This window comes from Streptomyces sp. NPDC045846, assembly GCF_056431605.1.
Genome location: NZ_JBWKKJ010000001.1, coordinates 84,612 through 96,201 on the forward strand (window position 1 = coordinate 84,612; position 11,590 = coordinate 96,201).

The following is an 11,590-nucleotide window of genomic DNA, read 5'->3' on the forward strand; positions in this document are numbered from 1 at the left end:
ATCCGCTCAGCCGCGGCGCGGCTCGACGAGACCGTGGTCGTACGCGGCGACCACCGCCTGCACCCGGTCGCGCAGCCCCACCTTGCGCAGGACCGCCGAGACGTGGGTCTTGACCGTCGCCTCCGAGAGGTGCAGCCGGGCGGCGATCTCGGGGTTGGACAGCGCCTGCCCGATCAGCGTGAGCACCTCCAGTTCGCGCGGCGACAGCCCGGCCAGCGCGTCCGGGGCCGGGGGCGCGGGCGCGGTGTGCGCGAAGCGGTCGAGCATGCGCCGGGTCACGGTGGGCGCCAGCAGCGCGTCCCCGCGCGCCACGACCCGGACGGCCTCGGCGAGCTCGGCGGGCCGGATGTCCTTGAGGAGGAACCCGCTGGCCCCGGCCCGCAGCGCGGTCAGTACGTGCTCGTCGAGGTCGAAGGTCGTGACGACCAGGACCCGGGTGGCACTGCCCGACGCGACGATCGCCCGCGTCGCCTCGATGCCGTCCATCACGGGCATCCGTACGTCCATCAGGACGACGTCGGGGCGCAACTCCGTGACCAGGCGCACCGCGTGCCGACCGTCGGCGGCCTCGCCGACCACTTCGAGGTCGTCGCGGGCGTCGATGATCATGCGGAATCCGCCGCGTACGAGTGTCTGGTCGTCGGCCACCACCACGCGGATCGTCACGCCTCGTACCTTAGGGCCCGCCCTGGCCCGGGGCTCGCCCCGGCCCGCCGCGGTTCCGCTCCCGCCCGGCCGCCGGGGCCTCCGCGCTGTCGGCTGCGGGCCGAGTGCCGCTTGCGCAGTTCCCCGCGCCCCTGATTCCGCCTGTCTGCGGGCCGTGCGTGGTCGTTCCCCGCGCCCCCAACCCCGATTCCATCCGCGGGCCGTGCGTGGCTGGTCGCGCCGTTCCCCGCGCCCCTAACGCCGTTTTCGTCTGCGGGCCGTGCGTGGCTGGTCGCGCCGTTCCCCGCGCCCCTAACCCCTTGTCGTCCGCGCGTCGTGTGTGGCTGGTCGCGCCGTTCCCCGCGCCCCTGATCCCGTTTCCGTCTGCGGGCCGTATGTGGCTGGTCGCGCAGTTCCTCGCGCCCCTAACCCCGTTTCGGCTGGGGGGTCTCGTGGGGCCGAGGGGCGGTTCTCTTGGGCTTCGGGGTGGTTCAGGGGGACGGGCGCGTTGGTAGTACCGCTTGGACTGTGAAGCCTCCGGTCGGGGTGGGGGTGGCCTTCAGGGTGCCGCCCAGCAGTGTTGCTCGTTCGCGCATGCCCGTCAGACCTCGGCCCGAGCCCATGGAGCGCCAACTCCGGCCGGTGGGGCGGCCGTTGTCGGTCACCTCGATGCGTACCGACTCCTCGTCGTAGCGGACCGACACCCGCACCAGGCTCGCCCCGGCGTGCCGCAGCGTGTTGGTCAGCGCCTCCTGGACGATCCGGTAGCCCGCCAGGTCCACGGCGGACGGAGGCGCGGCCACCCGGCCCTCCTCGTGGAGCTCGACGGCGAGCCCGGCGGCGCGGGTGCTCGCGGCCAGCTCGGCGAGGTCCGCGAGCCCGCGCGGTGGACGGCGCCCGTCGTCCCCGTCTCCGTCCGCGTCCGCCTCCGCACGCAGCAGGACCCGCAGCTCACCGAGTGCCGAGCGCCCCGCGCTGTCGATGGCGCGCAGCGCCTGCCGGGCCTGTTCGGGGTGGGTGGTGAAGACGTCCTCGGCGGCGCCGGCCTGGATCACCATCACCGACACCGTGTGGGCCACCACGTCGTGCACCTCGCGGGCGATCCTGGCCCGCTCCTCGGCCACCGCCCGCCGCGTCTCGGCGGCGAGCCGGTCCAGCTGGGCCCGGCGCCACTGCCCCGCGGTCCAGGCCAGCGTCACGGCCAGCACATGGCTGACGAGCACCAGCGCGCTGCCGCCGACAAGGGCGAGCGGGGCGAGTGCGAGCATGCCAAGGAGCCACCAGCGGGACATACGGGCCGGGCGCAGCGCCGACAGGACGCACAGCGCGAGCTGGGCCCCGAGCAGGGAGCCCGTCAGGCTCAGCGCCGGGAGGAGCAGCCACATCGCGGCCCCGAGCGAGGCGCTCACGGCGAGGACGGCACCGGGCCGTGCCACCACCCACCACAGCGCCACGACCTGCAGGACGGCGAGGCCCAGCGCGACGGCGGCCCGCCCGCCGGAACCGGCCCCGGCGGCGAGACAGGCGGGCACGGCCACCCCGAGCACCAGCAGCGCCGAAGCCACCCGCAACGCCCCGACCGCCCGGGCCGGGGGAGGGGATCCACTACCGTCCGGACCGCGCATGTGACCCACGCCGCGACGCTATCAACCCCCGCGCCCGGTGCCCCGCGCACGACGCCCGGCGGTCACTTCGCGGGCCGGCGGGAGCGGGCCATCCGCGCCGCGACCGTGCGCGGCACATGACGTACGGCGAAGGCGTACGCCTTGTACTGGAGCCCCGTGATGCTCACCGGACGCCCGCGGCGCAGGTCCTTCAGGGCCTGCTCGACGACCTTCTCCGCGTCGAGCCAGGCCCACTCGGGCAGCGAGCTCACGTCCATCCCGGCCCGCTCCTGGAACTCCGTACGCGTGAAGCCGGGCACGAGGGCGAGGACGCGGACGCCGTGCGGGGCCAGGTCGACGCGCAGGGACTCGCTGAAGGCGGTCAGCCACGCCTTGGCGGCGCCGTAGGTGCCCGTGGGCAGAAGGCCGGCCACCGAGGAGACGTTGAGGACGACGCCCCGACCGCGCGCGGTCATCCCCGGCACGGCCGCGTGCGTGAGCCGCAGCGGCGCCCGCACCAGCAGGTCGAGCATCCGCTCCTCGTCGTCGACGGGGCTGTGCGGGAAGGGTGCGGGAAGGCCGGAACCAGCGTTGTTGACGAGGACGTCCACCGGGTCCTCGGCCGAGGCGAGCCGCTCCTCGACCCGGCGGCAGTCCTGCGGGTCGACCAGATCGGCGGCCAGCGTCTCGACCCGCACCCCGTGCCGGGCCCGCAGCTCCTCGGCCGTCCGCCGCAGCCGCTCCTTGTCCCGGGCGACCAGCACCAGAGCGCATCCGAAGCCCGCGAAGCGCTCCGTGAAGGCGGCACCGATGCCCGAGGTCGCACCGGTGATCAGGACAGTGGTCATGGCGGCTCTCGTTTCTCCGGGGAGGCGGGCCGGGCGCCCGTGCACCGGACCAGTCTTCGCGGACGCCGCGGAAGATCAAGTGCGAGGGTGCATAACTGGCCAGTTCGGACACCCCGTCGAAGGTGACCCCGGCAGCGGAGAAGCACAATATCTGTCGTGGCGACCACGGAATTTTACGCAAAGTACGGCGAGGCTTCCTGGTGGCGCGCGCGAAATAGCAGTATTCGCCGTGCCGCCCTGCCGGATCCGTGCTACTGTTGATCCCAGTTGCAGTTGTGGTTCCCAAAGACTTCAAGTGCCTTGATGGTTTTATGCCGTCGGGCGCTTTTGTATTTCCGGTGCTTTTTCCGGACGGGGCAATCATCGCGGTAACGACGGGGTCAGCACAGTGCGGACCCCCGGGCATTGCCCCGAAGGAGATATGACATGGCTACTGGCACCGTGAAGTGGTTCAACGCGGAAAAGGGCTTCGGCTTCATCGAGCAGGAGGGTGGCGGTCCGGACGTGTTCGCGCACTACTCCAACATCGCCGCCCAGGGCTTCCGTGAGCTTCAGGAAGGCCAGAAGGTGAACTTCGACGTCACGCAGGGCCAGAAGGGCCCGCAGGCCGAGAACATCACGCCTGCCTGACGCTGAGGCGTTTTCTGCACGCGGCTGGGGCTCGCACCTTGGGGTGCGGGCCCCAGCCCGTTGCTGTTCCACCGGGCCCGCCGTCCCTTCGTGACGGCACTCCACACGGCCCGCGGGACACCGGGCAGCCGCCCGTCTGTCCCGCCACGCAGCGGACGAACCGCCACGGCCACGGCCGGGGCCCGGCTCAGCCCGCTGTCCTGATCCGGCCCGTCCGCCTTCCCAGGCGGCGGATTCCCGGCATTCCGACACCGGGCGGGGAATTTCCACGCCTTCGTGCGGCCGGATCGGAATATTCGACTTCTGTTTCCGGCTCGTTCTTGCGATGTCCCGGTGGTAATTCCACCGGGAGTCCCTCGATACGTGCCATATCGAGGAAGGTTCTCCGTGAACCGTTCAGCTCGCACGAACGACCGCTACTCCGCCGCCCGTAAGAGCGGCGCCGACCGCGGGGCCCGTTTCCGGCCCCAGGGCGCGAACCGCTCCGGCGGCGGCCGCAGGCCCGCCGCCCCGCAGGGCGAGTTCGCCCTCCCCGACACCATCACCCCCGCGCTGCCCCCCGTCGCGTCGTTCGGCGAGCTCGGCATGCCGACCGAGGTGCTCGACCTGCTCGCCGGCCTGGGCATGAACGAGCCGTTCCCGATCCAGGCGGCCACCCTGCCGAACTCGCTGGCCGGCCGGGACGTCCTGGGCCGCGGCCGCACCGGCTCCGGCAAGACCCTCGCCTTCGGGCTCGCCCTGCTGGTGCGCACCGCCGGGCGCCGCGCCGACTCCAAGAAGCCCCTCGCGCTGATCCTGGTCCCCACGCGTGAGCTGGCCCAGCAGGTCACCGACGCGCTCACCCCGTACGCCCGTGCCCTGCGGCTGCGGATGGCCACCGTCGTCGGCGGCATGTCGATCGGCCGCCAGGCCGGTGCGCTGCGCTCCGGCGCCGAGGTCGTCGTGGCCACGCCGGGTCGGCTCAAGGACCTCATCGAGCGCCGCGACTGCCGCCTGGACCAGGTCGCCATCACCGTCCTGGACGAGGCCGACCAGATGGCGGACATGGGCTTCATGCCGCAGGTCACCGAGCTCCTCGACCAGGTGCGCCCGGAGGGGCAGCGGATGCTGTTCTCGGCCACCCTGGACCGCAACGTCGACCTGCTGGTCCGCAAGTACCTGCACGACCCGGTGGTCCACTCCGTCGACCCGTCGGCGGGCGCGGTGACCACCATGGAGCACCACGTGCTGCATGTGCAGAGCGCCGACAAGTACGCCACGACCACCGAGATCGCGGCCCGCGACGGCCGGGTGATCATGTTCCTGGACACCAAGCACGCCGTCGACCAGCTCACCAAGCACCTGCTCCAGAGCGGTGTGCGGGCCGCGGCGCTGCACGGCGGCAAGTCCCAGCCGCAGCGCACGCGCACGCTGGCCCAGTTCAAGACCGGTGACGTGTCCGTGCTGGTCGCGACCAACGTCGCGGCGCGCGGCATCCACGTCGACAACCTCGACCTCGTGGTGAACGTCGACCCGCCGACCGACCACAAGGACTACCTCCACCGCGGCGGCCGCACCGCCCGCGCCGGCGAGTCCGGCAGCGTCGTCACGCTCGTCCTGCCCAACCAGCGCCGCGAGATGAGCCGCCTGATGATGGCCGCCGGGATCACCCCGATGATCACCCAGGTCCGCTCCGGCGAGGCCGAGCTGAGCCGCATCACCGGCGCCCAGGCGCCCTCCGGCATCCCCGTCACCCCCGCGGCGGCCCCGGCGGAGCGCCCCAAGCAGCGCGGCCAGGCCCCGTTCCGCGGCCGCGGCACCGCACGCGGCCAGTCCTCCGGCCGGGTCGGCACCTCGCGTCGCTCGGGCGAGTCCCGCGAGCTGGCCGAGGCCCGCAAGGCCGCCCGGGTCCGCCGGGCCGCCTGACCCGTCCCAGGGCGGCCGGACCCCCACCGGCCGCCCTCGGCTCCGTACCACCCCTCCGAATCCGTCAACGCGCCCCGGACGACCACGAGTTGATCCGCGTGAGGCGGGTTTTCACGGCTCCCCGGCAGCGCCGGCCCATCCCCGCGTCAACGACGCGACAACACGGCCGAACCGCCTCGATGCCCCCGCGGCCCCGCCTGCGGGGGCATCGGCGTATGAGAGCCGTCAAGGACGTGCCGCGGGCCGTCAGAGGGGCGTCAACGGAGGCCGAAAGCGGCTGGTGAGGAGGTTTGCTCAGGGAGTCCGTTCTTTTCGAGCCTCTCTGAGGAGTCCACGATGGCCGACCTGGCCTTCGTCGTCACCACGGTCGCGGTCTTCGCGCTGGTGGCGCTCATCGCCAAGGGGGTGGCGAAGCTGTGACTGCCGAGAACATCGTCGGCCTGATCGTGGCCGTCGCCCTGCTGGGTTACCTCGTCCTCGCCCTTGTGTATCCGGAGAGGTTCTGAGCCCCGCCATGTCTCCTGTTCTCGCTGGTGTGCTCCAGTTCCTCGCGCTCGCGGTGGCCCTGGGCCTGGCATACCGTCCGCTCGGCGACTACATGGCCCGGGTCTACTCCGCCGACAGGCATCTGCGTGTCGAGAAGTGGATCTACCGGGCCATCGGCGCCAACCCCTCCGCCGAGATGCGCTGGCCCGCCTATCTGCGCGGCGTCCTCGCCTTCTCCGCGGTGAGCGTCCTCTTCCTCTACCTGATGCAGCGCCTCCAGGGTTCGCTGCCCGGCTCGCTCGGGTTCGTCTCGATCCCCGCGGACCAGGCGTTCAACACGGCGGCGTCGTTCGTGGCGAACACGAACTGGCAGTCGTACTCGGGTGAGCAGGCGATGGGCCACGTCGTGCAGACGGGCGGCCTGGCGGTGCAGAACTTCGTGTCCGCCGCCGTCGGCATCGCCGTCGCCGTCGCTCTCGTGCGGGGCTTCGCCCGCTCCCGCACCGGTGAACTGGGCAACTTCTGGGCGGACCTGGTGCGCGGCACCGTCCGCATTCTGCTGCCCATCTCGGTGATCGGCGCGCTCGTCCTGGTCGCCTGTGGCGCGATCCAGAACTTCTCCGGCATCCACGAGGTCGGCCAGTTCATGGGCGGCTCGCAGCAGTGGAACGGCGGCGCGGTCGCCTCGCAGGAGGCGATCAAGGAGCTGGGCACCAACGGCGGCGGTTACTTCAACGCCAACTCGGCCCACCCCTTCGAGAACCCCAACGGGTTCACCAACCTCTTCGAGGTCTTCCTGATCCTGGTCATCCCGTTCGCGCTGACCCGCACCTTCGGCCGCATGGTCGGCTCGGTCCGGCAGGGCTACGCGATCCTGGCGACGATGGTGGTGATCTGGGTCGGCTTCACCGCCCTGATGATGTGGACCGAGTTCCACCACGGCGGCCCCGCGTTCGACCTCGCGGGCGGTGCCATGGAGGGCAAGGAGAACCGGTTCGGGGTCGGCGGATCGTCGATCTTCGCGGTCGCCACCACCCTCACCTCCACCGGCGCGGTGGACGCCTTCCACTCCTCGTTCACCGGCTTCGGCGGCGGCCTCACCATGCTGGGCATGCAGCTCGGCGAGATCGCGCCGGGCGGCACCGGCTCCGGTCTGTACGGCATGCTGATCATGGCGATCATCGCGGTGTTCATCGCGGGCCTGATGGTGGGACGTACACCGGAGTACCTGGGCAAGAAGATCGGCACCCGCGAGATCAAGTTCGCGGCCTGCTACATCCTGGTCACCCCCGCCCTCGTCCTGATCTTCACGGCCATCGCGATGGCCATGCCGTCCACGCTGACGTCGATGACGAACTCGGGCGCCCACGGCTTCTCCGAGGTGCTGTACGCCTACACCTCGGCCGCCAACAACAACGGCTCCGCCTTCGCGGGCCTCAACGCCAACACCCCCTGGTTCAACACCAGTCTCGGCCTGGCCATGCTGCTCGGCCGGTTCATCCCCATGGTGTTCGTGCTGGCCCTGGCGGGCTCGCTCGCGGAGCAGCAGCCCATCCCGGAGACGGCGGGCACGCTGCGCACCAACAAGCCGCTGTTCACCGGCCTGCTGGTCGGGACCGTGATGATCGTCGCGGGACTGACCTACTTCCCGGCGCTGGCTCTCGGCCCGCTCGCGGAGGGGCTGGCGTCATGACCACCAATCTGAAGCACGAGGACGAGATGTCCACCGCAACACCCACGCGCGCGCCCCACAGCGACGTCCCCGGCGGGCACAAGGACCAGGGCAAGGTCGGGGGCGGCATGTTCGACCCGAAGGCGCTGGTCAAGTCCTTCCCGGACGCGGTCAAAAAGCTCGACCCGCGCGTCATGGTCAAGTCCCCGGTCATGTTCGTGGTGGAGATCGGCTCCGTGCTCACCACGATCCTGGCGGTCAAGAACCCCGGGGAGTGGTTCGGCTGGGCGATCGCCGCGTGGCTCTGGCTGACCACGATCTTCGCCAACCTGGCGGAGGCCGTCGCCGAAGGACGCGGCAAGGCGCAGGCGGACACCCTGCGCAAGGCCAAGACCGACACCGTCGCCCGCCGCCTGAACGGGAGCGCCGAGGAGCAGGTCCCGGGTACGGAGCTGCGCGTCGGTGACCTGGTCGTCTGCGAGGCGGGCGACATCATCCCCGGCGACGGAGACGTCGTCGAGGGTGTCGCATCCGTCGACGAGTCCGCGATCACCGGTGAATCGGCCCCCGTCATCCGCGAGTCGGGCGGTGACCGCAGCGCGGTGACCGGTGGTACGAAGGTGCTGTCCGATCGCGTCGTCATCAAGATCACGACGAAGCCGGGCGAGACGTTCATCGACCGGATGATCAACCTGGTCGAGGGCGCGGCCCGTCAGAAGACCCCCAACGAGATCGCCCTCAACATCCTGTTGGCGTCCCTCACGATCGTCTTCCTGTTGGCCGTGGTGACGTTGCAGCCCTTCGCGATGTACGCGAAGGCCGAGCAGTCCATGATCGTGCTTGCCGCGCTCCTGGTCTGCCTGATCCCGACCACGATCGGCGCGCTGCTGTCCGCGATCGGCATCGCGGGCATGGACCGCCTGGTCCAGCGCAACGTCCTGGCCATGTCCGGCCGGGCGGTCGAGGCCGCCGGTGACGTTTCCACGCTGCTGCTCGACAAGACCGGCACCATCACCCTGGGCAACCGCCAGGCGTCCGAGTTCGTGCCGGTCCGCGGCACCACGGAGGCCGAGGTCGCCGACGCCGCCCAGCTCTCCTCCCTCGCGGACGAGACGCCCGAGGGCCGCTCGATCGTGGTCCTCGCGAAGGAGAAGTACGGGCTTCGCGAGCGTCACCAGGGCGAACTCGTGGGAGCCGAGTGGATCGCGTTCACCGCCCAGACCCGCATGTCGGGCGTGGACGTGGACGGACGCAAGGTCCGCAAGGGTGCGGCCGGTTCGGTGGTCGCCTGGGTCAAGGAGCAGGGCGGCAGTGTCGCAGAGGACGCCCAGGCGCTCACCGACCGGATTTCCCAGGCTGGTGGCACGCCGCTGCTGGTGGCTGTGGAAGACGCGGACGGCGCGCGGGTCCTGGGTGTCATCCACCTCAAGGACGTCGTCAAGGAGGGCATGAGGGAGCGGTTCGACGAACTGCGCCGGATGGGCATCAAGACGGTCATGATCACGGGTGACAACCCGCTGACCGCGAAGGCCATCGCCGAGGAAGCGGGCGTCGACGACTTCCTCGCGGAGGCCACGCCCGAGGACAAGATGGCGCTGATCAAGCGGGAGCAGGCGGGCGGCAAGCTGGTCGCGATGACCGGTGACGGCACCAACGACGCCCCGGCCCTCGCCCAGGCCGACGTCGGCGTGGCGATGAACACGGGTACGTCGGCCGCGAAGGAGGCCGGCAACATGGTCGACCTCGACTCCAACCCGACCAAACTGATCGAGATCGTCGAGATCGGCAAGCAACTCCTCATCACCCGGGGCGCGTTGACGACGTTCTCGATCGCCAACGACGTCGCGAAGTACTTCGCGATCATCCCGGCGATGTTCGCCGTGGTCTACCCGGGCCTCGACAAGCTCAACATCATGAGCCTGCACAGCCCCCAGTCCGCGATCCTGTCCGCGGTCATCTTCAACGCGCTCATCATCATCGCCCTCGTACCGCTGGCCCTGAAGGGCGTGCAGTACAAGCCGACCAGCGCCGACAAGATGCTCCGCCGCAACCTGGGGATCTACGGCCTCGGCGGTCTGATCGCCCCGTTCGTCGGCATCAAGATCATCGACCTGCTCATCTCCCTCATCCCCGGGCTGCGTTGAAATGAAAGAGTGCTGACCCACGATGAACAACTCTGTTGGAAACACCGCCCGGTTGCTCGGCGCCGGACTGCGCGCGCTGCTCGTCCTGACCGTGGTCTGCGGCGTGATCTACCCGCTCGTCGTCACCGGAATCGCCCAGCTCGCCTTCCCGGGCAAGGCCAACGGGTCCGAGATCAAGGCGGACGGCAAGGTCGTCGGCTCCTCGCTCATCGGGCAGACCTACAACCTCCCGAAGAAGGACCCGAACAACGCCGACGAGGCCGCGCAGCCGGACCTGAAGTGGTTCCAGCCGCGCCCCTCCAACGGGCTCGCCGCGAACAGCGTCAACACCCAGTACAACCTGCTGGTGTCGGGCGCGACCAACCTCTCCGGTGACAACGAGAAGCTGATCAAGCAGGTCAAGGACGCCAAGGACGCGGTCGTCAAGGACAACTCGACGCCCGGCCACCCGGTGGACCCGGCCGACGTGCCCGCCGACGCGGTCACCTCCTCCGGCTCCGGCCTCGACCCGCAGATCTCACCGGCGTACGCCAAGCTCCAGGTGAACCGCGTCGCCGAGCGCAACCACCTCGACGTCAAGCAGGTCGAGAAGCTCGTCACCGACAACACCAGCGGCCGGATCCTCGGCTTCATGGGCGAACCCGGCGTCAACGTCCTCAAGCTGAACATCGCACTCAAGGAACTCACGCAGAAGTGAGCCACTTACGACGGCGGGCGGGAGCCGCGGGTCCGGAAGACCACCGGGCCCCGGCTCCCGCGGCCCGCGCACGACAGAAAGGCGGCACGCCGATGACCCGGGTGCTGGTGGTCGAGGACGAACCACAGCTCGTACGGGCTCTTGAGATCAACCTGAAGGCGCGCGCGTACGAGGTGGATTCGGCGGCGGACGGCGCCAGCGCCCTCCAACTCGCCGCCGTACGGCCCCCGGACGCGGTCCTGCTCGATCTCGGCCTGCCCGACATGGACGGCATCGAGGTGATGCGGCGGCTGCGGAGCTGGTGCCGCGCGCCGATCCTGGTGGTCTCCGCGCGCAACACCTCCGACGAGAAAGTCGAGGCGCTGGACGCCGGCGCCGACGACTACATCACCAAGCCGTTCAGCATGGACGAGCTCCTGGCCCGGCTGCGGGTCGCGACCCGCAGGGCCGAACCGGCCGCGAAGAGCGCGGACGGGGGAGTCGTCACCACCCAGGCCTTCACGCTCGACCTCCTCGCCAAGAAGGCGCGACGCGCCGGACACGACGTGCGGCTCACCCCGACCGAGTGGCACCTCCTGGAAGTCCTGATCCGCAACCGCGGCCGACTGGTGAGCCAGCGCCAGCTGTTGCAGGAGGTGTGGGGCCCCAGCTACCGCACGCAGAGCAACTACCTCCGGGTGTACATGGCCCAGCTGCGGCGCAAACTCGAGACGGACCCCGCGCACCCCCGGTACCTGATCACATCCCCGGGCATGGGGTACCGCTTCGAGGTGTGACGGCCGGGCGCGGTACGCGGACCTCCCCGCACCCTGCCGACCCCGCGACCGGGGGGCGCCGTCCTCAACTCCCTTGGCGTCCTTGACGTCTGGCAGCGGGGACGCCACTGTTCGGCTCGGGGACGTCGGGTCCGAGGCGCCGCCCGTGTGTCCGCCTCCGTGTCGCGTCACGCGACCGGTCGC

General features: G+C 70.7%; 10 protein-coding genes. 7 read left to right on the top strand and 3 right to left on the bottom strand.

Annotated features, from left to right (window positions below; translation table 11 throughout):
• Positions 1 to 6 precede the first annotated feature (6 nt).
• From AC07F3_RS00370 to AC07F3_RS00380, 3 genes are all read right to left on the bottom strand, one after another.
• The gene (locus tag AC07F3_RS00370; RefSeq protein WP_479108951.1) at positions 7 to 666 is read right to left on the bottom strand and encodes a response regulator; all 660 of its coding nucleotides are present in this window, start codon (positions 664 to 666) and stop codon (positions 7 to 9) included.
• 470 nt (positions 667 to 1,136) lie between these two features.
• The gene (locus AC07F3_RS00375) at positions 1,137 to 2,210 is read right to left on the bottom strand and encodes a sensor histidine kinase (RefSeq protein ID WP_479108953.1); all 1,074 of its coding nucleotides are present in this window, start codon (positions 2,208 to 2,210) and stop codon (positions 1,137 to 1,139) included.
• A 122-nt stretch (positions 2,211 to 2,332) separates the two neighbouring features.
• Positions 2,333 to 3,097 (bottom strand): SDR family NAD(P)-dependent oxidoreductase, encoded by a 765-nt coding sequence (locus tag AC07F3_RS00380; protein WP_479108954.1) that lies wholly within the window; start codon positions 3,095 to 3,097, stop codon positions 2,333 to 2,335.
• 426 nt (positions 3,098 to 3,523) lie between these two features.
• On the opposite strand from AC07F3_RS00380, the gene AC07F3_RS00385 reads away from it, so the two are divergent.
• The 7 genes from AC07F3_RS00385 to AC07F3_RS00415 all read left to right on the top strand — a co-directional run bounded on the left by AC07F3_RS00385 (position 3,524) and on the right by AC07F3_RS00415 (position 11,407).
• On the top strand, positions 3,524 to 3,727 hold the full coding sequence (locus AC07F3_RS00385) for a cold-shock protein (RefSeq protein ID WP_100580096.1): 204 nt from the start codon (positions 3,524 to 3,526) through the stop codon (positions 3,725 to 3,727).
• A gap of 387 nt (positions 3,728 to 4,114) precedes the next feature.
• The gene (locus AC07F3_RS00390) at positions 4,115 to 5,632 is read left to right on the top strand and encodes a DEAD/DEAH box helicase (protein ID WP_479108956.1); all 1,518 of its coding nucleotides are present in this window, start codon (positions 4,115 to 4,117) and stop codon (positions 5,630 to 5,632) included.
• Positions 5,633 to 6,048: 416 nt separating this feature from the next.
• On the top strand, positions 6,049 to 6,138 hold the full coding sequence (gene kdpF / locus AC07F3_RS00395) for a K(+)-transporting ATPase subunit F (protein WP_063801986.1): 90 nt from the start codon (positions 6,049 to 6,051) through the stop codon (positions 6,136 to 6,138).
• A gap of 8 nt (positions 6,139 to 6,146) precedes the next feature.
• Positions 6,147 to 7,811 carry a potassium-transporting ATPase subunit KdpA gene (kdpA, locus tag AC07F3_RS00400; RefSeq protein ID WP_479108958.1) on the top strand — a complete coding sequence of 555 codons (1,665 nt, stop codon included), beginning with the start codon at positions 6,147 to 6,149 and terminating at the stop codon, positions 7,809 to 7,811.
• On the top strand, positions 7,808 to 9,934 hold the full coding sequence (kdpB, locus tag AC07F3_RS00405) for a potassium-transporting ATPase subunit KdpB (protein ID WP_479108960.1): 2,127 nt from the start codon (positions 7,808 to 7,810) through the stop codon (positions 9,932 to 9,934). The genes kdpA and kdpB overlap by 4 nt, the downstream gene beginning before the upstream one ends.
• 22 nt (positions 9,935 to 9,956) lie before the next feature.
• Positions 9,957 to 10,631 (top strand): potassium-transporting ATPase subunit C, encoded by a 675-nt coding sequence (locus AC07F3_RS00410; protein ID WP_479108962.1) that lies wholly within the window; start codon positions 9,957 to 9,959, stop codon positions 10,629 to 10,631.
• A 92-nt stretch (positions 10,632 to 10,723) separates the two neighbouring features.
• Entirely contained in the window at positions 10,724 to 11,407 is a 684-nt protein-coding gene (locus AC07F3_RS00415) for a response regulator (RefSeq protein ID WP_479108964.1), read from the top strand.
• The last annotated feature ends 183 nt before the right edge of the window (positions 11,408 to 11,590 follow it).

What these genes read in the sequence shown, in the direction of transcription:
- AC07F3_RS00385 (WP_100580096.1), top strand. Translation starts at nt 3,524, where the DNA reads ATGGCTACTGGCACCGTGAAGTGGTTCAACGCGGAAAAGGGCTTCGGC.
- kdpB (WP_479108960.1), top strand. Translation starts at nt 7,808, where the DNA reads ATGACCACCAATCTGAAGCACGAGGACGAGATGTCCACCGCAACACCC.
- AC07F3_RS00415 (WP_479108964.1), top strand. Translation starts at nt 10,724, where the DNA reads ATGACCCGGGTGCTGGTGGTCGAGGACGAACCACAGCTCGTACGGGCT.
- kdpA (WP_479108958.1), top strand. Translation starts at nt 6,147, where the DNA reads ATGTCTCCTGTTCTCGCTGGTGTGCTCCAGTTCCTCGCGCTCGCGGTG.
- AC07F3_RS00380 (WP_479108954.1), bottom strand. Translation starts at nt 3,097, where the DNA reads ATGACCACTGTCCTGATCACCGGTGCGACCTCGGGCATCGGTGCCGCC.
- AC07F3_RS00410 (WP_479108962.1), top strand. Translation starts at nt 9,957, where the DNA reads ATGAACAACTCTGTTGGAAACACCGCCCGGTTGCTCGGCGCCGGACTG.